Here is a 25408-nt window from a genome sequence, read left to right on the forward strand (position 1 = left end):
CAAAGAGCCGCTTCCCTTGCCGATGCCGGCTCCTTGCCCGCAGGGCATCACGGTTTGAACAGCTTCCTGTTTCCGGCCAGGGTGTTCCATACCTGCTTCACTTCCCCGGCCAGCGTCTGCTTCATCATGGCAAGGGAAAAGTCCGCCGCCTGGCCCATACTGATGTAGGGAGGCAGGGCAAGGGCGTCCCTGTCCACATGCGCGTCCAGCAGAGCGGCGCCCGGATAATTCAGGAACATGTCCACCATCTGGTCCACCTGGCTGGATTTGTCCAATAAAAACCCCTTGATGCCGACGGCATCCGCCACGGCGGCAAAAGAGGGGTTGTTCAGGTTGATCTGCCACGGAATCAGCCCGGCCGCCTGCATTTCCAATTGGATGAAATCCAGACAGTCATTGTTATACACCACGATTTTCACCGGCAGCCTGTACTGGACAATCGTGATGAGATCCCCCAGCAGCATGGACAGGCCGCCATCTCCGCACAGGGCAATTACCTGCCGTTCGGGGTATTCCATCTGCGCCCCAATAGCCATCGGCATGGCATTGGCCATGGAGCCATGATTGAAGGAAGCCAGCGTCCTCCTTCCCGGCGTGGCGCACAGGAACCTGGCGCTCCAGATACAGGGGGTGCCGGTATCTACCGTAAATACGGCGTCGGATGCCGCATGCCTGTTCAGGGCGGTCGTGAGCTGTTCCGGCCGGATGGGAGACTCCTTGTCATTTCCTTCCATATAGGCGTTCATCTCCTTCACGTCCCTGGCGTGGCGTTTCAGGGCGGCGTCCAAATGCCCGGAATCCGTCTTTTCCTGCACCATGTTCAGCAGAGCTTCCGCCGTGACGGAAACATCCCCGCAAATACCCAGGTCCAGGCGGCAGCGGCGGCCCAGCACTTCACCGCGCCTGTCAATCTGCACGATTTCAGGTTTGGTGGGAATGAAATTGAAATAGGGGAAATCCGTCCCCCACAACACGAGCATGTCGCTTTCATGCATGGCCTTGTAGGCATCTCCCCATCCAAGCAACCCCGTCATGCCGATTCCCAGGGGATTGTCATGTTCAAAATAATCCTTTCCCCTCCATGTGTAGGCAATCGGAGCTTTCAGGCGGTGCGCGAGCCGGACGACCTTGTCTTCCGCTCCCGCGCAGCCGGCGCCGCAGAAGAAAGTAATGCGGCGGTGGTCGTCAAGCATCCGTGCCAGAAGGGATACGGATTCATGCTCAGGAACAACATTCTCCCGCGTGTAGGAAGGAGGATGCACCAGATTCTTCATCTCCGCAGGGGCGTCCGCAATGTCTCCGGGCAAGACGACGACGCCTACGTCGCGCCTGGCCCACGCGTGCTGAATGGCGGACATCAAAATGGACGGGGCCTGGGAAGCTTCCGAAACCAGTTCCGCATATGCACTGCATTCCTTGAAAAGCTGTTCCGGATGCGTGGCCTGGAAATATTCCATGCCTACCTGGCTCTGCGGGATGTGGGAAGCAATGGCCAGCACCGGGGCATGGTTCCGGTGGGCGTCAAACAGGCCGTTGATCAAATGGAGGTTCCCGGGGCCGCTGCTGCCGCAGCATACAGCCAGATTCCCGCTCAGCTGGGCTTCCGCGCTCGCGGCAAAAGCCGCCACTTCCTCATGCCGCACATGAATCCATTCAATGGTCTTCCTCCTCCTCAAAGCGTCCGTAACGGGGTTCAGGCTATCCCCCACAATGCCGTAAATCCGCTTAACTCCCGCCTTCTCCAAAATTTCAACAATCTGATCGGCTACCCTGTGTATGCAGATTAGACACCAGCCAACCTCCAACGGATTCATTCTTATGTGTCATCCCCTCCATCTTTTCCGCACCGGAAAAAATGCCTGAGGATTTCCCCTGATATCATAAGGCCGCCGCCTTTTCAGGCAGCGGCCTATGAATTACCAGTTCTCTGGCGGAAAACCGTCAGGAACGGCGGCGGCGCATCATCAGAACGGCCAGGCCCAGGATTCCCAGAGAAGCCGAGGCCGGTTCCGGAACCTGAAGGCCGGCAAAACCGGCAATCTGTTCCGCGGAAAGTTTTGTATCCGTCCACTGAATTTCACCCCATGTAAGATTGGGATTAATCCATCCTTGGATATCAGTGCGATTTCCGTTCATGTTGCCGTTGTAGGACAACGTGTCAAGCAAGGAACCATTCACATAGACCTCCACAGACTGGCTTTGGTCTGCGCCAGTAACGGCTAGAGTCACGTTAAGAAGACCTCCCTCCAAAACAACGGGAGTTTCAGAAACGTCTCCACGGTTTTGGGAAAAAGAGCCGGTAGAAGTATCCAAATTTCCATCTCCCATGCCAAGCTTGGCATCTGTCGTCAGATACAAGGCATTTGTCCCGTAACTTTGGCCCGCATTGGTGCCATAATACCCAAACAGCGTGGTCTGGGTTCCTTCCGTTAAGGAAGAGGTATCCAGCCAGAGGGAGATCGTGTAATTGGAAGCATAAAAATTACCGCCGTAAGGAATGAAACCGCCAGGAAGGGCACTCTGTGAGAGACTCCCAAACGTCATGTCTTTTCCCAATGCAATACCTTCAGTTGTCGTCGCCGTACCGGCAGCGTAAGACGTTCCGGCCGATGGTTCTAAAGAGCCGGGAGACGCCAACGCCGGAACGGAACAACACGCCGCAATGGCCATTAATGCTAATGTTTTTTTCATTTTCTGTGAATGATGGACTGAGTAGCAATCAGAGAGATATTCCCCGCCCTCTGTATATCGGATTCCCAATCCGCTCTTTTTCTCCCCCACAGGAAAGATGAGAACAAGCTTTTTCAATCCGCTAAAAAATATAATATAATTACCTTCTATCACTTATGAATATAAAAAATAAAACGCAGAATAGATTTTTTGTGGAGGTTCTGAAGTTGCTGTATAGGAACAGCAATCCCTTTTCGCAAAATAGAAAAAATTGTAATAATAGTTTCATAATTGAAATGTTAGATTGACCTCGGATTGGGAATCCGGTTGTTTTCCCTCAGCCATCAAAAAAATCAACATAATGTTTTCATATTCAATAAAAATTAATTTTCTTTCCTTCCATTTCCAGAACCTTCTTCTTGAAAACGAGCCTTCCCCAAATTATCCTCCCGCTAGCTGTAATATTATTTCATCATGAAATTTTTCAAGACAACCATTGCCATGGCAACCCTGCTGGGCTGCCTGCCCACATCCCCCGCAGAAGTCGCCTTTCCGGGGCCTGCTCCCGGAACAGCCAGCGCGGAACAATCCGCTTCCGGCTATACTCTTTCCAATAACATCCTGACGGCCAAATTTATCCTTCGGAACGGAAGTCTTTCCTTCGGAGGAATGACTTCCAAACTGGGCCCCGTCGCCAAGGCAGGGGATGAATTATTCATCATCAATCTTCAGGACGGACGGAGCATTAAATCCTCCGAGCTGAAAGCGGGAAACGTCAAATTCGTCTCCCTTCAGCCCAACCCCAAGGCCTTCAGGCTGGCTGACCGCTTCCCGGGAAAAGCCGTCAGCGCAACATTCCAGGCTCTGAACGGAACCCTTCGCATTTCCTGGCGCGCCGTGCTCAGGGACCATTCCCATTACCTGAGGCAGGAACTCCGCCTGGCAAGTATGAAGCCCGTCCAGATGAAAAACATCGTAGCGATGCAATATGACCTGGCAGAAGGGAAAGCCGGGGCACCCTCCGTTTCCGGAAACGCCAGAGGAGCACTCATCGTCAATGACCTGGCGTTCACCGCCCTGGAAACACCCATGGGCATCAATACCGTGGGAGGCGCCGGAAATATGGAAGGGGGAGAAACCGCCATCTGGAGTGCGGACAAGTGGTCCACAGCTTCATGGACCGGAAATTTCAATGTTCCCCAGGAACTGAAAAAGCAGTACGGAGAACAGGTTTCCAGTGCGGAAGGCCCGGTTTCCATTGACGGCAAAGGAGCCTGCACCGTCACCTTCCAGTATAAGGGAGGGGACAAGGGCAACAATAAGCTGAACCTTGCCGGCGTGCAGCTCCTCTCTTCCAAGGGGGCCGTTCTTGACTCCGATTTCCACAACGGCAGCACCGGAGATTCCAATGCCGGCAATACTTACACGGTGCAGGTTCCCTCCAGGGGAAATTACATTCTGCGCTACTGGGCCCAGACCAAGAGCGAACCGATTGCCAGCAAGGGGGAAATCACCTTTTCCCTGCCCGTGCGCACGCTGGAGGAAAAGCAGGAACCCCAGGCGGACGAATCCCGGCTGGCCCAGGGACTCTGGAGCCGTAAAACCACCTTGCAGCCCGGGGAAATATGGGACGTATCCTCCGTTCTCGGAATTTTTGCCCCCGGCCAGAAACGTCGCTCCTTCCTGGCCTATATGGAACGGGAACGCGTGATGCCCTACCGCCCCTTCATCCATTATAATTCCTGGTATGAACTGAACATCAACCGCAACAATGATTCGGACCCCGCCAAGCGCATGACGGAAGAACAATGCCTGGCCGTCCTGAAAGACTGGCAGGAACAGTTTTTCCAGAAGCGCGGCATGTCCATTGACGCCTTCGTCTGGGACGACGGCTGGGATGAATTCAACAGCCTGTGGGATTTCCACAAAATGTTCCCGCAGGGCTTCAAGCGCATTGACGCCGCCGCCGGCAGGCAAAAGGCCGGCATCGGCACGTGGCTGGGTCCGGTGGGGGGCTACGGAGCCTCCAAGGGCAAGCGTCTCGCTTACTGGAACGTGAAGCATCCGGACAACAAGATCGGTAATTTCCAGCTCTCCAACAAGGAATATTTTGACGCCTTTGTGGGCCGCTGTTCCCAGATGGTGAAGGACTACAATATGAAGTACTTCAAATTCGACGGCATCAGCACTCACTTCCATGCCAAGGGGCCCGGCAACGAGGAGGATGCGGAAGGCATCATCCGCGTGCTGAACGCCCTGCGCAAGAAAAAGGGGGATCTTTACATCAACTGCACTGTAGGAACCTGGGCATCCCCCTTCTGGTTCCGTTATGCGGATTCCGTATGGAGGCAGGAGAATGACTTCGGCACCATCGGAGCGGGCGACAACCGCGACAAATGGATCACCTACCGCGACCGCCTGGTGCATGAAGTTTTTGTGCAGGGTTCCCCGCTGATGCCCATCAATTCCATGATGACTCACGGCCTGATGGTCACTAAATTCGGTCCTCCGGCCTGCATGCCCCGCGATCCGGAAAACGTCAAGAAAGAACTCCGCTGCGCCACGGCTTGCGGCACTTCCCTCCAGGAGCTCTACGTGGATCGGGACCTGATGAGCGCCAACGGCGGAGTTCTGTGGGACGAACTGGCCAAGGGGATCAAGTGGATACGCCGCAATGCGGACGTTTTGGACGATGTGCACTGGGTGGGCGGCAATCCGTGGAACAAGGAAACTAACGAAGGGGCCGTGTACGGGTGGGCCGCATGGAATAAAAACAAGGCCACCCTGGCTCTCCGCAATTCCTCCGACCAGGAAAAGAGCCTGACCGGAACCCTGCGCAGCATTCTGGATATCCCTGCGAACGTCAAGGGCTCCATCACCTTCAAGGATTCCTATGACGACCAGCGGACGCTGGACGGCTTCTCCGGCAGTTCCGTAAACATTGACAAGGAAATCTCCTTCACGTTGAAGCCCTTTGAGGTGCTGGTGTACGAAGGGGGAAAGGTCAAATAAATCAGCCGGCCCACACGCCCGGTCAAAGCCGGAACGGCGTTGGAAAAAACATATTGGGGGAGGCGGGATTCCCGCCTCCCTTCCTTGTTCCCGTGCGGACAGAATCCGGGTCAGAATGTTTTTTCAAACGTCACCGCTTCCAGCGGATCGGCAGGGTTGACCGGCATCACCAGGCATTCCGCACCTTCCCCGCCCAGGTACAACATCAGGCTCCTGCCGGGGGAATAGGCGATGGAGACACCGTAATATCCCCCTTTTTTCACCAGGGCCCAGGTTCCGCGGCAGGAAGAAACGAGATCTTCCTCCAGCACGGAAAGGTCCTCCCTCTCTTCCGGACGGGCAATCCACCTGCCCCATGCCTCCGGACGGGGAAAGGAAGAAATCTCGCACGTCCCGTCTTCATTCAGGAGGAGCGTGGAAGAACTGACCTGGAAAAAACGCTTCAACTCCGGAGGGCGGAAAAACCGCCTTTCTCTGGGAGATGGTTCCACCTCATACTTTCCGGAAAGGGCCTGCACATCCGGCTCATGAATCCACAGGAAAGCTTTTTGACACACCGCCTGGCGGCACGCCAGCCCCACCACGGCCAGCAGGGAAAGGAACGCCAGGACAAACGCCCACAGGGCCAGCCGCTTTCTCCACCACGCATAAACGGCGGCCAGCCCCGCCACACTGCCCGCGCAAACCCAGAACCCCCAGGAACGGGAAAGGAAGGCCAGGGCATCCGCCAGCACGGAAAATCCATGAGAAAGATCATTCCACATAGGTGCTCCAGAATCTCCGGAACATAGTCAAAGTCAAGACAACAATGCCGCCTTTCAAGGCACGGGCCTCAGGCTGTGCCCCGATAAAAAACTCCCGTCATCACTCCTGAAAATATTCCTCCGCGCTTTTCTCACAGGCTCCAATCAGGTAAGAAGCATCTGAACCATGAAAAGCGCAGCACATCATCAGGGGCTTTCGGAACAGCAGGTTCTGGAAAACCGGACCAGATACGGGATCAATATCCTGACTCCCCCGGAAAAGGAACCCCTGTGGAAGCAATTTCTGGAGAAATTTTCAGACCCCATCATCAAAATTCTGCTGGTGGCCCTGCTCCTGTCCGTAGGCGTGGCTTTCTACCAGTTTTTCACCGGAACGGAATCGGCCAGCGTCTTCCTGGAGCCCGCGGGCATCCTGGCGGCCATCCTGCTGGCCACCTGCGTGGGGTTCGCCTTCGAGGTAAGCGCTAACAAGAAGTTTGAAATCCTGAACCAGGTCAATGACGACACCATGGTCCAGGTCATCCGCGGCGGCAATATCTGCGAATTGCCCCGCCGGGACGTGGTGGTGGGCGATATCGTCATCCTGAACACAGGGGAGGAGGTACCGGCGGACGGCGTCCTGCTGGAAGCCGTTTCCCTCCAGGTCAATGAATCCACACTGACGGGGGAACCCCTCATCGGCAAAACCACGAATGAAGCGGAATTCAAGAAGGATGCCACCTACCCCTCCAACCACGTCCTGAAAGGAACCACCGTGGCGGACGGCCACGGCGTCATGGAAGTGACTTCCGTGGGTGACAAAACGGAATACGGCAAGGTTTATGAAGGCTCCCAGATCGACAACAAGGTGCAGACGCCCCTCAACCGCCAGCTTTCCAGGCTGGGCGATCTCATCACCTGGGCCAGCTACGCCATCGCCGCCCTCATCGTCATCGGGCGCCTCACCCTGTATTTTTCCCATCTGCCGGGCCCCGTGGAATGGCTGAGCGCGGGAACCTACATTCTGAATACCGTCATGATTGCCGTGACCGTCATCGTAGTCACGGTGCCGGAAGGGCTGCCCATGAGCGTCACTCTGAGCCTGGCGCTGAGCATGAAGAGCATGCTCGCCAACAACAACCTGGTGCGCAAGATGCACTCCTGCGAGACCATGGGGGCCGCCACCGTCATCTGCACGGATAAGACGGGCACCCTGACGCGCAACCAGATGAACGTGTACAAGGCGGATTTTTACGGGTTGGGGAACGCCGTCCCGACGGAAGACGAGCCGGGCAACCTGATCAGGGAGGGAATCGCCGTCAACTCCACCGCTTTCCTGGATTACGCAGACCCGGAACATATCAGGGCCCTGGGCAATCCCACGGAAGGGGCGCTCCTCCTGTGGCTGCACGGGCTGGGCGTGAATTACCTGGACCTGCGGGAAAACGCCCGCGTGCTGGAACAGCTCACTTTCTCCACGGAACGCAAGTACATGGCTACCGTAGCGGAATCCCCCCTGCTGGGCAAAAAAGTCCTTTACGTGAAAGGCGCGCCGGAAATCGTGCTGGGGCTCTGCTCCACCGTCCTGACTCCGGAAGGCCAGGTACCCGCCGCGGACATGCGCCCCGCCATTGAGGAACAGCTCCTGGCCTACCAGAACCAGGCCATGCGCACGCTGGGCTTCGCGTACCGCATTCTGGAGGATGACGCCCCGGTGTTCGAGGACGGCCGCATCATCCGCAAAGACCTGGTTTACCTGGGCATCACCGCCATTTCCGACCCCGTCCGGGACGATGTGCCCCAAGCCGTGAAGGACTGCATGGACGCGGGCATCCGCATCAAAATTGTCACGGGGGACACTCCCGGCACCGCACGGGAAATCGGCCGCCAGATCGGCCTGTGGACGGAGGAGGATTCTCCGGACCGCCTGATGACGGGAGTGGAATTCGAGCAGACTCCGGACGCGGAACTGCTGGACCGCGTGATGGATCTGAAAATCATGTGCCGCGCCAGGCCCATGGATAAGGAACGGCTGGTCAAACTGCTCCAGAAGAAGGACCAGGTAGTGGCCGTCACCGGGGACGGCACCAACGACGCCCCCGCTCTGAACGCCGCGCAGGTGGGGCTTTCCATGGGAGACGGCACCACCGTAGCCAAGGAAGCCAGCGCCATCACCATTCTGGACAATTCCTTCATGAGCATTTCCCGCGCCGTCATGTGGGGGCGTTCCCTGTACAGGAATATCCAGCGCTTCATCGTCTTCCAGATGACCATTAACGTGGCGGCCTGCCTCATTGTGCTCATCGGCGCATTCCTGGGCACGGAATCCCCCCTCACCGTCACTCAGATGCTCTGGGTGAACCTCATCATGGACACCTTCGCCGCGCTGGCGCTGGCCTCCCTGCCGCCGGACGAACGCGTGATGCAGGACCCGCCGCGCAAGACCACGGACCACATCATCACCCGCCCCATGGGCCGGAACATCCTGGGCGTGGGCATCCTGTTCGTCGCTTTCCTGTTCGGCCTGCTGCAATATTTCAAGCATGCGGACATTACCAGCCTCACGCAGTTCAGCCTCTGCGGCTACTTCCGCAGCTACCTGGATTTTTCCGCCCCGGAACATGAACTGACGGGTTATGAACTGTCCCTGTTTTTCACCATTTTCGTCCTGCTCCAATTCTGGAACATGTTCAACGCCAAAGCATTCAACACGCACCAGAGCGCCTTTGCACGCATGGGCGCCAGCATTGGCGGCTTCGGTCTGGTAGCCCTGCTTATCCTAGCCGGGCAGTACCTCATCGTCACCTTTGGCGGAAAGATGTTCAACGTGGTGCCCCTGAGCTGGACAGACTGGGGCCTCATCTTCGCAGGCACCTCCCTTGTCCTGTGGTTCGGAGAACTGGCGCGGGCATTCACTCCGGATAAATCCGACGCCCGCTCCTGAACCGTCCGGGGGAATTCCCCCCGCGCATGACGCGGACGGCGACGCCGCCCGGAAAACCTTCTTTCAACAAAGGCGCCCGCAGGCGTGTCATTCCCAGCATGGACTTGACACGCCTGACGGGCTCTATCTCCAGCCCCGCCGTTTTCCTCTTCCTGCTTTCCCTCTTTTTTGCCGGGTGTAAAAAGACGGAACAGGTTCCGCATGAAACGCCCACGCTTATTTATGAACACCCCGTCACCATGGATATTCCGGTGACGGGCAGCTGGGTGGGCCACCTGGACGGCGTGGACAACGCCTCCATCGTCCCCCAGATTACGGGCTACCTTCAAACGCAGAATTACGCCAATGGCGCTATTGTGAAGAAGGGGGAAGTACTCTTCCGCATTGACGATTCCACGTTCAGGGACCAGGTATCCAAGGCCAAAGCCACCCTGGCCCAGGCACAGGCCCAGCTACAGCAGTTGAATTACGACGCGGAAATTTACAGGCCCCTGGCTGCGGAGAATGCCATTTCCAAGCAGAAATACGAGGATACGCGCCTGTCTGCTCTTGCCGCGGAAGCACAGGTGCAGCAGGCGGCGGCGGCCCTGGCCCTGGCTGAAAAAAATCTTTCCTATACGGTGCTGTACGCGCCTTTTGACGGAATAGCCGGCATCTCCAGGACAAACATCGGCGACCTGGTCAGCCCGGAAAGCGGCCCGCTTGCCGTCGTCTCCTCCGTCAATCCCATCCGCGTCAATTTCGCCGTCACCCAGCAGGAATGGATTCAGCAGGCGGGGAAAAACGGGAATGAAGGCGTCCAGACGGGCAGCAAGCTGGACATTACGCTGAAAGACGGCACCAAATACCCGGAACAGGCCACGGTAGTTGCCATTGACCGGGCGTTCAATCCCCAGACAGGCACCATCCGCGTACAGGCCAACCTTCCCAATGCGGACTATCTGCTGCGCCCCGGCATGTTCATCATCGCCACGGCCCGGCTGGCCACCGTCAAAAACGCGCTGACCGTTCCGGCAAAATCCCTTCTTTCGACACAGGGGCGCTTTTTCGTGATTGTTCTGGACGGGAGCAACCACCCTTCCATCATCCCCGTACAGGCCGGGACGCAGCTTGGAGACCGGCAGCAGGTTATTCCTCTGAAACCGGATTCCCTCACCCCCCAAAGCAAAGTGGTCGTGGACGGTCTTCTCCAGGCGGAAGCAGCCTCCAGAAATCCGGCCGCCCGCCTGAAAGCGGTACCCGCCAGCAACCAATAAGCTCCTCCCGCCATGGCTGATTTCTTCATCAAGCGCCCCATCCTTTCCATCTGCCTCTCCGTCATCATTGTCCTCCTGGGGGCCTTTTCCATTCTGCGCCTGCCCATCTCCGAGTACCCGGACATCATCCCCCCCTCCATCCAGGTGACGGCCACTTATCCCGGAGCGGACTGTGAAACGGTGGTCAAGTCTATCGCATCCCCCATCGAACAGCAAATGTCCGGCGTGGACGGCATGTCCTACATGACTTCCGTCAACACCAACAACGGGCAAATGAGCATGATGATCCTTTTTGAAATCGGCACGGAAGCCAACATGGACCAGGTACTTTCTTATCTGCGCTACGGGCAGGCCACCTCCCAGCTGCCGTCGGAAGTCAGCGCGCTGGGAGTCTCCCTGCGCAAGACAAGCGGTCTGCCCGCCCTGGTCGTCAGCCTGTATTCTCCCCAGGGGACTTATGACGGCCTCTGGCTGGCCAATTACGCCTATATCAATATGGTGGACGCCATCAAGCGCGTGCCCGGAGTAGGAGACGTGCAGGTGTTCGGGGCAGGCCGCTACGCCATGCGCATCTGGCTGAACCCGGAAAAGATGGCCGCTCTGAATATTACGGCCAGGGACGTGATGCTGGCCGTTCAGGCCCAGAACGCCGTGAATCCTGCGGGCAAGATAGGCGCACAGCCCGCTCCGCCGGACCAGCAGCTTTCCTTCACCGTGAAAGCTCCAGGCCGCCTGACGAGCGTGAAAGAATTCGAAAATATCGTGGTACGCGGGCAGGACAGTTCCATCGTAAGAGTGGGAGATATCGCCCGCGTGGAACTGGGCTCGGAAACCTACAGCCTCAGTTCTTCCGTAAACGGCATGCCCGCCGCTTCCATCGGCATTTACGAGGCGCCCGGAGGAAATGCCATCCAGCTGGTGGACAATATCAAAGACCTGCTGAAGGATACGGATATGCCTCCCGGCATGGATTACCTCGTTTCCCTGGATTCCACGCTGGCCGTCCGCGCCGGGATTGAAGATATCGTCAGCACGCTGGTGATTGCCCTGGGCCTGGTGGTGCTGGTGGTTTTCATTTTCCTCCAGGGCTGGCGCGGTACGCTGATTCCGGCCTTTGCCGTTCCGGTGTCTATCGTGGGCGCCTTCATCGCCTTTCCATTATTCGGTTTTTCCATCAATACCATCTGCCTGATGGGGCTGGTGCTGGCCATCGGCCTGGTCGTGGACGACGCCATTGTGGTGGTGGAAGCAGTAAAGAACCATATTTCCAATGGAGAAAAGCCCCTCCAGGCCACCATTGCGGCCATGAAGGAAGTATCCGGCCCCATCGTCAGCACGGCGCTGGTGATTTCCTGCGTCTTTATCCCCACGCTGCTGTTGCCCGGCGTCACAGGCAAACTGTTCGAACAGTTCGCCGTGACCATCGGCATGTCCATCATCATTTCCGCCTTCTGCGCCCTGTCCCTCAGCCCCACCCTGTCCGCCGGGCTGCTGAGAGGGGGGAAAGCTGACTCCATTCCCCTGCTGGGGCCCTTTTTCAAATTGTTCAACAAGGGTTTCAACAAGGCGCGCGACTGGTACGTGGAAATCTGCGCCAGGCTTATCCGGCACATGTGGCTGTCCATCCTGCTGCTGGCCGCTATGACCGCCCTTCTCTTTCCCCTGGCCAAACTTATTCCCAGCGGATTCCTTCCCAATGAAGACCAGGGCTACCTGTTCGGCGGCGTGGAACTGCCGGATAATACATCCCTGAACGTCACGGCAGACACCGCCGCGCGGATTGAGAAAATCATCAGGGAGGATCCGGGCGTGGACGTAGTGACTACCGTCAACGGCTTCAACCTCATCAGCTCCGTCCAAAGCTCATCCAACTCCTTCTTCTTCATTTCCCTGAAACCGTGGTCCGAACGGACTGCTCCGGGCATGACGGCGGACGGCATCGCCGCACGCCTGAAAAGCAGGCTGAACGCGGAAATTTCCTCCGGCGTGGCGTATGTGGTTCCGCCGCCGCCCCTGCCTGGCGTAGGAACGTCCGGGGATGTCACATTCCTGCTGGAGGACCGCCAGGGAATCGGGGAAAAATTCCTGGCCGCCAACACGTCCAAATTCATCGAGGCAGCGGAAAAGAGGCCGGAAATAGCGGACATCAGCAATTTCATGTCTCCCTCCAACCTTCAGTACAACCTGAATGTAAACACGGAGCAGGCCACTCTCCAGAATATGGACGTGGATGAAATTTACGCCACCATCCAGGCATACATGGGAAGCACCTTCCTGAACAATTTCAATATTTACGGGCAGGAATGGCAGGTGTACATGCAGGCGGACGCACCGTACCGGGACAGCATCGACAAGCTTTCCATGTTCTATGTGCGCAACAATGAAGGAGACCCGGTTCCCCTGGATTCCGTAATCAACGTTACGCACGGCTGGGCCCCGGAATTCCTGATCCGCCAGAATATGTTCAACAGTTCCCAGCTCAACGTCACCCCGGCTCCGGGCTATTCCTCCGGCCAGGTCATGAACGCCCTGGAAGAAGTTTTTGCCCAGACCATGCCGTCCGGCATGGGATACGACTATTCCGGAATGAGCTACCAGGAAAAACAGGCGCAGAAAGGTATCACCATCGGCATGATCTTTGCGGCATCAGCCGTGTTTGTCTTTTTGATTCTGGCATCCCTGTATGAGAGCTGGTCCCTGCCCGTAGCCGTCTTCATGACCGCCCCCATTGCCATCCTGGGAGCATTTCTGGCCCTGTGGATAACCGGGCTGGACCTGAACATTTATTCGGAAATCGGCCTCATCGTCCTGATTGCTCTGGCGGCCAAAAATGCCATCCTCATCGTGGAATTCGCCGTGCTGGAACTCCGTCAGGGCACGGACCTGCTCACGGCCACCCTGGATGCGGCCAGAATCCGCCTGCGCCCCATCCTGATGACCAGCATCGCCTTTATCATGGGCTGCCTTCCTCTGGCCGTAGCCACGGGAGCGGGCGCAGCGGCGCGGCAGGTGGTAGGCATCGGGGTCATCGGCGGCATGATGACAGCCGTCTTCATCGGGGTATTTTTCATTCCTTCCTTCTTCTACCTGATTGCCAAACTTGCCAGGCTGGACAAAAAAGCGGCGCGGAAACTCCAGGAAACGGAACAGGGAACTCCCACCCCTGCGAAGCAGGCCGAATGACACTTCCGAAACGGGAAAACGGCTCCCTCACAGCTTCCCATTCCCCCTACATCCAGAATATCCAGGCCCAGAAAGCCTTCACGAAAACGAGCACCACATTAATCAGCAGCCCCACCTTCACCATGGTCATCTGAGGGAATTTTCCCGTCGCGAAGGCCAGGGCGTTGGGAGGAGTGGAAACGGGGAGCATGAAGGCGCAGGAAGCGCCTATGCCTACCAGAAGCACCAGCGGCGTAGCAGACATGCCCATGGCGGAGGCTACCGTGACCATCAGCGGGGCCACCAGGGCCGCACTGGCCGTATTGGAACAGAATTCCGTCAGCGACGTAATGAAGAGGCTGATGATGAGCAGGATGACGATGGGGCTCTGCCCCATGGCGAGAGAAGATACCTGGTCCGCCAGGAATCCCGCCGCCCCCGTCTGGACGAGAATGCTGCTGAGCGTGATGCCTCCCCCAAACAGGAGCAGGACGCCCCAGTCCGTATTTTTGGCGATGCCGCTCCAGTTGATAACCCCGCACAGCGGCAGCAGCACCGCAGCACTCAGCGCGATGAGCGTGTCCATGGACGGAATGCCGCCCAAAGCAGAGGAAAGGAAACTGCTGCACATCCAGCTCCCGGCCACCAGCACGAAGAGAATAAGGACACGCACCTGCCTGGCATTCAACCTGCCCTCCGTTTCTCCCCCTTCCGCCGGCGTCATATCCACATGCATCCCCAGACGCGGACGGAAGAAAAGATACATCAGGCAGAAAACGATCACTCCGAACACCAGGACAATGGGCATGGCAATCCGGAACCATTCCGCAAACCCCATGCCGAGTTCATGCGCCGCAATGGCATTGGGAGGAGACCCCACCAGCGTCCCCATACCGCCGATGGAGGCGCTGTACGCCACACCCAGAATAGCAAAAGGAGCCGTCGTCTTAAGTTTTTCCGCCGGAATGCGGTCCAGAAGGCCGATCACCAGAGGAAGCATCATCGCCGCCGTGGCCGTATTGGACATCCACATGGAAAGAAACGCCGTAGCCAGGAAAATCAGAATCAGAGCCATCCCCAGACTCCCGCGGGCCATTCGGAGGATTTTTCCCGCCAGCCAGGTATCAATTTTCTGTTCGTGGAGAGCCCCGGCCAGGGCAAAGCCCCCGAAAAACAGAAAAATGGTAGGATCCGCAAAACCGGACAGGGCCTTCGCCCCCGGCAGAATCCCCATCAACATGGCAAGCACCGGCACCAGCAGGGAGGTTACGGTTACGTGCAGGGCTTCCGTCAGCCACAGGATGCCGATAAAGGTAAGAACAGCAAGACCCCTGGCCACCTCCGGCTCTACGGGAAGCCACTTGAGCATAGCCAGGAAAAGAAGCACGTCACACGCAATGATGATGTAATTGCGGTGCCCTTTGGGAGTGTCTGTAGTACGGTGGCGCATAAAGCAAAGATAAACGACGCTATTTTCTTTGTACGCATCAGAAAAACAGTGTCAATGCTTTTCCATAAAAATCCCGGAAAAGGCCTTTCCCGGAAACAGGGAAACACGGACCCGCGCACCGGCTTGAGGATACGCACGGCGCACATTACCGGAAAAGCAGAGCCTCTTCTTCCTGCTTCTGAAAAATTCAGGAAGCCCATACACGCAAAAAACCGCCATGCAATCGCACGGCGGCTTGTAACAACTGTTTGACTGGCGCGCGGAGGGGCAGCCTCCGCCCGGGCAATTATTCGGCGGCGGGTTCAGCGGCCTTCTTGGCAGCCGGCTTTTTAGCGGGGGCCTTCTTGGCGGCGGCAGCCTTGGTTTCAGTCTTTTTGGCCGGGGCCTTGGCCGCAGTCTTCTTGGCGGGAGCTTCCTTGGCGGCAGGCTTGGCATCCTTGGCAACGGGAACGGCCAGACGGATAGGCGCATTGGAATTCAACTTGGACTGTTCCTTCTTACGCTTGAGGTATTCAATACGTCTGCGGCGCTTGGTGACTTTGCGGATTTGCTGTCCCATAGTGATAATTGCTATGATATTTACTAATTCTTACGAGCTCCATGTGGCACATGGGCGTGGATACAACTACCAACCCCACCTCCCTTACGCAAGCACAAAGCGTTATTAAGGCACAGAAAGGCGGAGGCAGTCCCCGGTTACCCCAACCCGCGCGGAAGAGGAAAACAACTTGGATGAAGGAGGCTTTACCACAATTTCAGCGCATCCACCCGGACCGGCTGTTCCCAGCGCAGATGGTTCCGGATTGCGGAAGCGATGAATTCCAGGCCGCGCTCCACCGCCGCAACCAGTCCATCCCCGGCAGCCAGCCGTGCCGCGACGGCGGCGGACAGGGAACAGCCCGTTCCGTGAGTACTCACATCCTGTACGCGCGGACGCTCCCATTGCCCCAGCAGGCAGCCGTCCGGGCCGGACAGCACGTCCCGGCAGTCCCCTTCCAGATGCCCGCCCTTCAGAAGAACGGGGCATCCGTACCTGACAGCGAGGCGCGCGGCGGCTTCCGGCAGTTCGTCCCTTCCCGGATTAACGGAAGAGCGGAGCAATACGGCAGCCTCATCCAGATTGGGCGTAAGCAATGCCGCACCCGGCAGCAAAAGCTCTTCATAAACAGCCACCGCTTCTTCCCGCATCAGGCGGTCGCCCGCCGTGGCGATCATGACCGGGTCCACCACGACGGGAATATCCGCCCCGTCCAGCACCCCATGCACCGCACGGACGATAGCCGGGGAATACAGCATCCCCGTCTTCACGGCGCGCACGGGAAAATGTTCCAGATTGATGCGCACCTGATCGGCCACCAGCGAAGGGTCCACCTCCTGAATGCCGCGCACAGTCCCCGGCGCCTCGGACACGACGCAGGTGACGGCCGTAAGCGCAAACGCCCCCATGGCATGGGCCGCTTTCAGGTCAGCCTGGAGCCCGGCCCCCGCGGAGCAGTCGGAACCGGCAATCGTCATCATTACGGGAATACTCATGGCCTTGTTTTTAATCGGGAAAGAAGCCCTTGAACATCCCAAAATCCGCATGTGCCGCCTCAATGTCACAAATCCGGGTGGGAAAACAAGGAGGGAATGCCACAATCATCCCATGACGCACGCCTCCCCAGCCCCGGATGAACAGGAATTCTGGCTTTTCATTCAGGATGCCCCTCTGCCCTCCGCCGAGGAATTGCAGAAGAACATGTTCCGCCTGGACGGCTGTTTCCGGCTGAACCTTTCCGGTGAACCGGAAAACGCTCCGGACCATGTGATGAAAGGAGAATATCTGGATGAAGAGGGAGAATCCCAGCTGGACGTATTCTGGGTCATGGAAACGGACGACGCGCGCCAGGCTTTCAAAAAGGACGGCGCGGCTCTCCGGCAGATAGGGAACCGCACCAAAATGCTGCGCTTCATTCTGGAAGACGAATATGCCCTGGGCCATGTATTCGCCATGATTCACGCCATACTGGAACACCGGGACGGCCTGCTGGTTATTCCGGACACCCGGGGAAACATTATTCTGGAACGGAGGAAAGCTTTGGATTTTCTGAACAGGGAAATTCGGGAAAGTTAACGTTTTTGCGTTTGCGGCGCAGAACTTCCCTCGCGTTCCGCATTCAGTTGAAGCGCCTTCTTTTTCCAGACTTCCGCCATATCCGCATTCTGAGGGGTCCCTTTTCCTGTGCTGTAGCAGACGGAAAGCATCAGCATGGCGTTGACGTGGTCCTGCCCGGCGGCCAGCCGGAGCCAGCTGAACGCCTTGCCCTCATCCACAGGCACGCCGGAACCTTCCAGACAGGCCAGTCCCACAATATACTGGGAATGGGCGTCTCCGGCTGAAGCCGCCTGTTCATACCACTTCATGGCACGCTCCATATCCCGCTCCACCCCCTGCCCCTTTGCATAAATGTTCCCCAGATAGACGGACGAAGGCGTATTCCCCCCGTTGGCGGCCTTCTCCAGCAGCGCCAGGCCGGAAGCGGCATCCTTCTCAACCCCCATCTTCCCCTCCATGTAAGCCCGGCCCAGCAGCCCCATGGCTGCCGGATGTTCCTCATCCGCTGCCTTGTGCCACAGCCCCAGCGCCTTATTCAGGTCCTGATCCGCGCCATCCCCCTTGAAATACATCATTCCCAACATGTACAGAGCGTTTCCCCGCTGGGTCCCCGGGCGGGCAAGCCCGTACTCAAACCACTCCCTGGCCGCTACGGCATCACGCTTGATTCCCGTCCCATACAGGAACATGGCGCCGATGACCGTTTCCCCGGAATACCCGGAACCGGCCTCCGCCACGGAATCACACCAGGCCCGCACATCCAGCGGATGAACCCAGCCATTCTGCAATCCCTCCGCATACAGGGCAGCCACATCATTGAGGGCTTTCACATGCTCGCTACCATTTTCCTTCTCGCGGACGGAGCCGGCAACAGCAGCGTCCAGACGCTCCCTCCATGTCTCCGCCTCTTTCCGCACCGCAGACGGCTTTTCCCGTTCCGCAGAAGAAGCAGCCCGCTTTTCCCCGGAAGAAGGGGCGCGGTCACATCCGCACAAAAAAAAGAAGGCGGAGGAAGCCGCACATAAAGAGACAACTTTTTTCATCATGGCCATTACCATAAGACAGCCTCATCAGGCTGCCAAGAAGAGAAATGACGGAAACGCCGCATCCGCACGCTATGGAAGAGCGAAACCGAAGAGCCGGATTCCCTCTTTTTGCATTGAATATTTTCCTCTTTTTGCTCTACTGAAACCAGTTCAACCTCTGATGAAATTCGTTCCGCCCCTGTATCTCTTGACATGCCTGGGCCTGGCGTTCCTGGGAAGTTTTTCCAGCCGGGGTTCCGCAACGGAACTTCCCGTAAAATACATTTTTGAGCTGTCGGATGAACCGGTGAAAGTGCACCCTGGCAAAATAGACACCAAGAGCGTTTTCTTCCCCAAATACGCACGCGGAACCTCTCCGGAAACCCTGAAGCGGCAGGCAGCCCTCTTCCAATCCCATACTCCCCACGAGGCCACCAAAAGCAAACCGGCCATCAGCATCCACATGAATGACGACAAAACGGAAAGGGACGTCCGTGAGCGGTCAGGCTATGAGTTTCACCATGCGGAAAACCAGGAAGAAATTGTCATCACAACCGAAACGCCGGATGAGGAAATCTGGCTGAACGACGGGGATCCGGACAGCCCCTTTTTCCATACGCCCCGTTCCGCCGCCAATACGGAAATTCGTGAAATCCCCACGTCTTCCGATTCCTGGCCCGCCTGGAATGAAGAGGAAGTCAACCTGCACATGAATCTTCCGGAATCGGCGCCGCGCCCCCTGGTAGTGCAGCCGGCTCCGTCCGGAGCCATCCGCACCATCATCAAATCCTTTAACGGAACCGTTTTTGAGGCGGATGCCCAGCCCATGCATCCCGTCTGGGATCAGCTCCCGCCCGGATACGTTCCTATCCCGGCTCTCCCGGCCTATCAGCCCACCTTATTGAAGAAATTACAATAGGAGGGGGCAAAAGCCTCAGAACTTGAAGCGGACAGCCCCGAAAACAGACCATCCATTGAAAGCTTTGGCCGTTGCCGAATCCACATGGCTGGTGACATACTCTACAGCCAGCATCAGCTTGACCGCATTGACGGCCTCCGGACACAGATAGCAATTCAGCCCCAGGTAAAAGGAATGCATGCTGTCCACCCATGCGGGATAATGGGTGACGCTGGGCACATAACGGGTATTCAGCTTCACAGAACGGTTTCCAAAGGAACACTGGTATTGAAAGACGCCCTCAAAATGCGGGGAAATCCGGTAAACGGGCTGCAGAACCAGGCCGTACACATTCTTTGCACCGGGCTGGCCTACAATTCCCACGCCCGCCAGCAAATTTCCCATGATGGAGAAAGCGCCGCGGCTGGCGTCCCAGCTCAGGGAAATCACGTCCTGCGCCCCCGTTCCGCAGTAATCGGACGTGGAAGGAATTTTCCTTCCCCGCCATTCCGTAAAATTATGGGCATACTGGTACCCCAGAAACTGGCTGTCCCACATGGGAGAAGCCACCTTCCACTTCATGGCGTTCAGGATAAACAGGTTGTCCGCAGAATGAAACTGGATCTCATCCTTCAAATCCGTACCGTTCGCATTCAGGTAAATGCCGTAGGAATGGTACAGGCTCTTGGCATCCTTCTGAAAATTGGCCTCCAGCCCCCAGTTGGAAATGGGAATCAATTCATTGCACAGGGCGGATCTCTCTACTGTTTTAATCCGGGAGGAAGCCAGGCAATACTCCGACGTCAGGTGAGGCGTCAGCTTCCCGGCCCTGAGCTTGACGCCGGGCATGGTCTTTTCCAGATAAAGTTCATACAGGGACCACTCCGTATGGCTGCCGATCCATTCTCCCCGCACTTCACGGTGCCGGCCTTCCAAATCCCCCACATTCGTCAGATTGGACAGGCGCCAGGAACCGTCCCCCATCAGGATGTCGCCGCCCAGGTAAGCGCGCCTCCACCCGTTGTTATGGCCGCCGGAAGACGGGCAGAATTTATTGGCCCCATTGGGGCTGACGGCTGCTGCCTGATACTGGCCAATCAGCGTCAGCTTCACCTTCCTGATCCATGAGGAATCATTCCGGTACAGCACCGGACCGCGATCCAGCACACGGCACAGGGACGGCAGAGAGCCCCCGGAAACCGGCTGGGACTGAACTGCTCCCGCGCCAGCTTCCGCCGCCGGAAAGGCGGCATACCAACAAGCGGCCAACAGGAACATTCCTGGAAAAACAAGCTTCATCATAGGCTAAACAAACAAATTGGGCGCACATCTTAAGGAGCCCTCTCCGAAAATCAAGCCCGGATGCTCCTTTCGACATTGTTGTTTTCTGAAAGGGTTGTTACGAAGAACGGCAATGATGGACGCACCAGTGCGCCCATCCGGAACGTCTCCATCAGAAGGCCAGGGACGCAGGTTTCAGCACGGCTTGGAGTTACGGCTACATCGGCCTGTTGTATCTCCGGCCTGATGAACCGGGCCATTTCAATCACTTCCTGTACGATGAAGAAACAACGATGCAGCAGCCTGGCATCATCGCGAACAGTTACCGGCACCAAATCATCACTCCGGCAAGCTTTCCCTCCCGGCCCGCATGGGGGAACATGCCTGAATAATTATTTCCCGCTCCTGCGGGGAAAGGCCGTAAATGTCTTCCATCAGCCCATTCATCCGCTCATCCCCTTCCGGGCAATAGCGGGCCGCGAGAGCGTCCGCCAGCCCTTCCACTTCCCGCAGCAGGGACAGACCGGGGACCCGGATGGGAGCCCGGAGGACAGGGGCGGTATCCATCTGGAAAAAATCCCCCTGCATTTTTCCCCGGCGGAGAAACCAAAACTGCATCAGGCGCGAATTGAACAGGGCCGCCAGATATTTCATGCTCACGCGTTCCGAGCGTATCACGTTGAATGCCATCATCACATAAGCTTCCTTTTCCGTATAGGAGAAGGTTGGACGGGCACACTTCCTGACAGCCAGAATTTTGGGGCCGGGCCGGAAAAAACGTTCCTGCCGGGGCCAGTGCACATGGTAATATTTCATGCGGCCCATGCGTGTTTCCCGCCGGGCCTCCATCAGGGGACGGAATTTTTCCAAATGGCGCAAAAGCGTAACGGCCTGCTCCGCTCCGTTGGACGGGGTCAGATATAACAGCACCTTCTCCGGAGCTTTCAGTGCATGCCGCCCTGCCTGGACAGGTTCATACAGAGGTTTGAGAAAACGCCGCTCCCGTTCCGGCAACAGGCCAAAATACCCCTGAGGCAAGACAAATACCCCATCCCCCCTCCGGATTCCGTACCGCCGCACTGTTTCCGGCGCCAGATTCTCCAGAGCTCGGGAAGAAACGACGTCAGGATTCGGCACAATCCCCTGCGTCATTTCCTTTGCGGCATCCAGCCTGAAATTCCGGCAGGCATCCATCTTTTCCAGAAGATGCCGCTCTGCTGCAGAGCAGAAGGACAAACCTTCCCTGACGCACGCTCCGGCATCTTCCGGCAAGGGAAACCGACGGTACGGCTCATGTTCCAGAAATGATTCCACGTCATTCAAGGAGCCGCCAAAACGGCGGTATTCCGGAACCAGGCGTCCGCCTCCCTCTCCCTTTTTCTCCGCCAGAACAGTCATGGTATGGACGCGGGCGGATTCAAACACGCGGCAGGCTCCGAAATCCGACAGGCGCAGCAAACCGCAATCTTCCAGCAGCTTGCGGCGGAGAGAGGCGGCTCCCGCATTAGACATCCACTTGTTGGGAACGACCAGATGCATTACGCCCCCCCGCTTCAGGGCATCCAGCCCCACACAGGCAAACACGTACCAGTAATCCATGCGGGAAGAGCAGTAGGAAGCAAGGGAAGAACATTTCAAACGGTCAAATAATTCCTTGTTCCCTTTTTCTCCGACAAAAGGGGGATTGCCGATCACCAGGTCAAAGCCTCCTTCCTCCATCACCGTTGAAAGACCCTGACGCCAGACGCCGGACGCAGACATATCCAGACTGTCCCCGCACAACAGGCGATCCCGTAAATCCCCCTTTCCTCCGGCGGCCAACCATGCGCAACGAAAACGGAAACGGGCCACCTCCAATGCCTCCGCGCAAACATCCACTCCGTAAATATTCTCTTCCAAAACGGCGCGGATTAAATCGGGCTCCGGGCAATCCGGTTCCAGAAGCTTTCTGCGGGCGACAAGCTCCCGGAGCATTCCCATGGTGAATGCTCCGGCCCCTACGGATAAATCCAGCACACGGATACTTCCCAGCAACCCGGCTTCTTCATCACCGCTCCTGGGAGAAGGCAATCTGGATTCCAGCCAGGAAGATACCGCTTCCCGGGCCATCCAGCGAACAAGAAAACCGGGGGTATACACCGTCCCGGAACGGCGGGCGTCCGTCAGGAAACGCCCCAGCAATCCTTCCAGCACGGAAGGAGTAACAGCCCGGCAGGCATCCTCTTCCCTCAAGGAAAAAGCGAATCCCCCCGGCAGCCGGACCTCATGGCCTGCCTGCCGTTTCTGCAAGTTGTCCATCAAAACCTCTTTCAATCGTTCCCAGGTTTCAGGACGGCCCCCGTTGCCCTTCTCCACGGAGAAATACTGAGCTATAAAACAATCCTGAACGTTCCGCTCCTTCACTGCGGCATTCGTACACTACTGGAACAGGCCGCGCAACCAAAAGGAGAAATTGTCCAGAAAGCCAGCTTCAGAACATGAATGCCCGGAACTCCCTTTTCTGAACATTCCCGGCGCCCCAAAACCGTATCAACCACCGGGAAGGGGTCATTCGAACAGATTCACCTATATGCGCGCATATTGAAAAACTTTAACCGCCCGATAAACATTTGAAAAATATCCCCTATTATTATTTTCCGGCGCAGCGCTGGATGAAAAGTCAATCATGGCCATGATGAATCAATCGAAAAGCGCTTCCGGCAGAAAGGGAATTTCAAGCATCGATGAGACAGGAGGCTAAGGCAGGAAATGCCCCGCCAGCCTCCCCATGCTGACGTTGTCACCTTCTTCAAATTCAGAAGAATTTCCTCAATTCGTCTCTCTATTCCCTTATTTTGCAATAAATAAAATCCGGCTTTGCCATCAGCAAGCCGGACTAGAAAAGAAATGGTACCCCGTCACGGGCTCGAACCGTGGACAAACTGATTAAGAGTCAGCTGCTCTACCAACTGAGCTAACGAGGCACAGGAATGATGGCGTTCCTTGCAGGAACAACCGGATGGTACCCCGTCACGGGCTCGAACCGTGGACAAACTGATTAAGAGTCAGCTGCTCTACCAACTGAGCTAACGAGGCATGTATCCGGCGATTCCCCCGCGACAAGCACCACCCATGAAGATGGAGCCACTGGTCGGAATTGAACCGACGACCCACGCATTACGAATGCGTTGCTCTACCCCTGAGCTACAGTGGCATCGCGAGAAGCGCACGAGCAAGTAATCATAAGCAACCCCTTTTAGCAAGTCTTTTTTGCAATAAGACCGTTTTTTTACGCCTTGAATGCGGAATAAAAGCCAAGAGCGGCAGGTGACAGTAGAAGAGCTTGCATAGGCGGGGGAAACATGGTGGAGTGCATGTCCTCAAAGAGCTTTTCTTTCCCTACTTATCATGAAGGCATATTACATTTTCCAGCAGGCGGACGAAGAAACAATCAGCAACATTCTGGACTGGATGCGCAACCAGGAACGCGCCATTTACCGCGCTGCCGTGCGTGAACTTGGAGCCCTGAAAAAACTGCGCCCCGAATTCATCCAGCGCAAACCTCTTCAGGAACAATTTTCCTTCATCAAGAAAATGCTGTCATGGAAACCCAGCAATGAAATCGGTGACCATCTGCTTCAGGTCTGGCTGTTGCGCAAACACCAGGACATGCTGATTACGTTCCTGAATACCCTGGGCATCCCCCATGACGGCAACGGCATTGTCAATGAACTGCCGGAAACGCTGGACAAGGAGAAACTCGCCAAAGCTGTGGACGAACTGTTCGAAAAATACCCTGCCGGCGTAGCGTCCGTCTACCTCCAGATGTTCCAGCTCCAGACGGAAGACGGCTGGGAAGAACTGGCCGAGGTTCTGGCGAACGATCCCCGCGTTACCATCCGTTGACGTTATTCTCCTTCGGGACATAAACAAGGGCCACTCCGTTCCGGGGATGGCCCTTTTTATGGAGGCAAACGGACGCTCCTGCCGCTGTTATTCCAGTTCCAGGCGGAACAAGCGTCCGGACGGCACGGGACCTGTTTGAAACAGCTGCAATGGAAAGCATGCCGGAAGCGCAAGCCCGTCAGGAGGGAACGCTGTCCGACTGTTCCGGATGGAATGACCACCCCTCATCTCCGTGGTACACCATCATACGGGACATGCCGCCGTCAATGACCAGATTCTCCGCATTGACAAAGCTGGAGCCGCATAGAAAGAAAACGGCCTTCACGATATCTTCCGGCAAACCGACGCGCCCGGAAGGATGCTGAAAAGCATCTTCCGGAGACAGGACGCCGAACACCCCCGTGTCAATCCAGCCTGGACTGATACTGTTCACACGAACGCCGAAAGGGGAAAGGCTCATGGCGAGAGCGTGAGTTAAAGAAGTGAGGGCGCCCTTGGCCGCACTATAGCTTTCCGTATCCTTCTGGGACATGGAAGCGCGGGTGGAAGCAATATTCACAATGGAAGCGCCGCGGGAAAAATGGTCGCGAAATAAAAGGCTCAGCAGATAGGGCGCGGAAACTCCCACGCGCAAAACTTCATTGAATTCCTCGAAGGAACAGCCGGAAAGAATGCCGCGACGCGTGATGCACGCATTATTTACCAGCACATCCACACGGCCAAAACATTCCAACACCTTTTCCGCAAAAGACCGCACGTCCTCTTCCACACCCGCGTTGCCCGTCACGCAAAGATGCCCCTCTCCCGGCAATTCCTCCAGCAGGGAGGCCGTTTCCTCATGCTTCACATCCAAAACCGCCACCCGGGCTCCCGCCGCAGCGAAAGCTTCCGCAATGGCGCGGCCAATGCCGCAGGCTCCTCCCGTCACCACCACGGTACTGCCGGAAAAATCAACATCCTTCATAGGCTGATTGTCATATTCCACTC

Annotated in this window: 17 protein-coding genes and 3 tRNA genes; 7 read left to right on the forward strand and 13 right to left on the reverse strand. The window is 56.9% G+C overall.

The window, feature by feature from the left end; genetic code table 11:
• Positions 1 to 47: 47 nt before the first annotated feature.
• Both AMUC_RS01195 and AMUC_RS01200 read right to left on the reverse strand, forming a co-directional pair.
• Entirely contained in the window at positions 48 to 1814 is a 1767-nt protein-coding gene (locus tag AMUC_RS01195; RefSeq protein WP_012419272.1) for a ubiquinone-dependent pyruvate dehydrogenase, read from the reverse strand.
• Between the two features lie 127 nt (positions 1815 to 1941).
• Complete coding sequence (locus tag AMUC_RS01200) at positions 1942 to 2844, reverse strand: PEP-CTERM sorting domain-containing protein (RefSeq protein WP_131072164.1); 903 nt, start codon at positions 2842 to 2844, stop codon at positions 1942 to 1944.
• Positions 2845 to 3144: 300 nt separating this feature from the next.
• On the opposite strand from AMUC_RS01200, the gene AMUC_RS01205 reads away from it, so the two are divergent.
• On the forward strand, positions 3145 to 5682 hold the full coding sequence (locus AMUC_RS01205) for an alpha-amylase family protein (protein ID WP_012419274.1): 2538 nt from the start codon (positions 3145 to 3147) through the stop codon (positions 5680 to 5682).
• Positions 5683 to 5792: 110 nt separating this feature from the next.
• Here the strand turns inward: AMUC_RS01205 and AMUC_RS01210 are convergent, their stop codons facing one another.
• Positions 5793 to 6446, reverse strand: a complete 654-nt coding sequence (locus tag AMUC_RS01210) for a hypothetical protein (RefSeq protein ID WP_012419275.1) — start codon at positions 6444 to 6446, stop codon at positions 5793 to 5795.
• 166 nt (positions 6447 to 6612) lie between these two features.
• Between AMUC_RS01210 and AMUC_RS01215 the strand changes: the two genes are divergently transcribed.
• From AMUC_RS01215 to AMUC_RS01225, 3 genes are all read left to right on the forward strand, one after another.
• Positions 6613 to 9369 carry a calcium-translocating P-type ATPase, PMCA-type gene (locus AMUC_RS01215; RefSeq protein ID WP_012419276.1) on the forward strand — a complete coding sequence of 919 codons (2757 nt, stop codon included), beginning with the start codon at positions 6613 to 6615 and terminating at the stop codon, positions 9367 to 9369.
• A gap of 98 nt (positions 9370 to 9467) precedes the next feature.
• The gene (locus tag AMUC_RS01220) at positions 9468 to 10625 is read left to right on the forward strand and encodes an efflux RND transporter periplasmic adaptor subunit (protein WP_157759258.1); all 1158 of its coding nucleotides are present in this window, start codon (positions 9468 to 9470) and stop codon (positions 10623 to 10625) included.
• 12 nt (positions 10626 to 10637) lie between these two features.
• On the forward strand, positions 10638 to 13808 hold the full coding sequence (locus AMUC_RS01225; RefSeq protein ID WP_012419278.1) for an efflux RND transporter permease subunit: 3171 nt from the start codon (positions 10638 to 10640) through the stop codon (positions 13806 to 13808).
• A gap of 46 nt (positions 13809 to 13854) precedes the next feature.
• Here AMUC_RS01225 and AMUC_RS01230 read toward each other — a convergent pair whose 3' ends face one another.
• The 3 genes from AMUC_RS01230 to thiD all read right to left on the reverse strand — a co-directional run bounded on the left by AMUC_RS01230 (position 13855) and on the right by thiD (position 16770).
• Positions 13855 to 15237: an SLC13 family permease gene (locus AMUC_RS01230; RefSeq protein WP_012419279.1), complete on the reverse strand. Its 1383-nt coding sequence runs from the start codon at positions 15235 to 15237 to the stop codon at positions 13855 to 13857.
• Between the two features lie 286 nt (positions 15238 to 15523).
• Positions 15524 to 15796, reverse strand: coding sequence for a hypothetical protein (locus AMUC_RS01235; RefSeq protein WP_012419280.1), 273 nt, complete (start codon positions 15794 to 15796; stop codon positions 15524 to 15526).
• 185 nt (positions 15797 to 15981) lie between these two features.
• Positions 15982 to 16770, reverse strand: coding sequence for a bifunctional hydroxymethylpyrimidine kinase/phosphomethylpyrimidine kinase (gene thiD, locus AMUC_RS01240; RefSeq protein ID WP_042447508.1), 789 nt, complete (start codon positions 16768 to 16770; stop codon positions 15982 to 15984).
• Here thiD and AMUC_RS01245 point away from each other — a divergent pair.
• Positions 16769 to 17350, forward strand: a complete 582-nt coding sequence (locus AMUC_RS01245; RefSeq protein WP_012419282.1) for a hypothetical protein — start codon at positions 16769 to 16771, stop codon at positions 17348 to 17350. The two genes, thiD and AMUC_RS01245, sit on opposite strands and share 2 nt — an antisense overlap.
• Here AMUC_RS01245 and AMUC_RS01250 read toward each other — a convergent pair.
• Entirely contained in the window at positions 17347 to 18378 is a 1032-nt protein-coding gene (locus tag AMUC_RS01250; protein WP_042447511.1) for a tetratricopeptide repeat protein, read from the reverse strand. The two genes, AMUC_RS01245 and AMUC_RS01250, sit on opposite strands and share 4 nt — an antisense overlap.
• Before the next feature lie 160 nt (positions 18379 to 18538).
• Here AMUC_RS01250 and AMUC_RS01255 point away from each other — a divergent pair, with 160 nt between their 5' ends.
• Positions 18539 to 19276, forward strand: coding sequence for a hypothetical protein (locus AMUC_RS01255; protein ID WP_012419284.1), 738 nt, complete (start codon positions 18539 to 18541; stop codon positions 19274 to 19276).
• Positions 19277 to 19291: 15 nt separating this feature from the next.
• Here AMUC_RS01255 and AMUC_RS01260 read toward each other — a convergent pair whose 3' ends face one another.
• From AMUC_RS01260 to AMUC_RS01285, 5 genes are all read right to left on the reverse strand, one after another.
• On the reverse strand, positions 19292 to 20533 hold the full coding sequence (locus AMUC_RS01260; RefSeq protein WP_012419285.1) for a hypothetical protein: 1242 nt from the start codon (positions 20531 to 20533) through the stop codon (positions 19292 to 19294).
• A 342-nt stretch (positions 20534 to 20875) separates the two neighbouring features.
• Positions 20876 to 22834 carry an Eco57I restriction-modification methylase domain-containing protein gene (locus tag AMUC_RS01270; protein ID WP_012419286.1) on the reverse strand — a complete coding sequence of 653 codons (1959 nt, stop codon included), beginning with the start codon at positions 22832 to 22834 and terminating at the stop codon, positions 20876 to 20878.
• A gap of 589 nt (positions 22835 to 23423) precedes the next feature.
• A tRNA-Lys gene (locus tag AMUC_RS01275) sits at positions 23424 to 23499 on the reverse strand.
• Between the two features lie 36 nt (positions 23500 to 23535).
• Positions 23536 to 23611, reverse strand: a tRNA-Lys gene (locus AMUC_RS01280).
• 43 nt (positions 23612 to 23654) lie between these two features.
• Positions 23655 to 23729, reverse strand: a tRNA-Thr gene (locus AMUC_RS01285).
• A gap of 194 nt (positions 23730 to 23923) precedes the next feature.
• On the opposite strand from AMUC_RS01285, the gene AMUC_RS01290 reads away from it, so the two are divergent.
• Positions 23924 to 24421 carry a hypothetical protein gene (locus tag AMUC_RS01290; RefSeq protein WP_012419287.1) on the forward strand — a complete coding sequence of 166 codons (498 nt, stop codon included), beginning with the start codon at positions 23924 to 23926 and terminating at the stop codon, positions 24419 to 24421.
• A 178-nt stretch (positions 24422 to 24599) separates the two neighbouring features.
• Here the strand turns inward: AMUC_RS01290 and AMUC_RS01295 are convergent, their stop codons facing one another.
• Positions 24600 to 25385, reverse strand: coding sequence for an SDR family oxidoreductase (locus AMUC_RS01295; RefSeq protein WP_012419288.1), 786 nt, complete (start codon positions 25383 to 25385; stop codon positions 24600 to 24602).
• Positions 25386 to 25408 lie beyond the last annotated feature (23 nt).

It is taken from the genome of Akkermansia muciniphila ATCC BAA-835, assembly GCF_000020225.1.
Lineage (GTDB): Bacteria > Verrucomicrobiota > Verrucomicrobiia > Verrucomicrobiales > Akkermansiaceae > Akkermansia > Akkermansia muciniphila.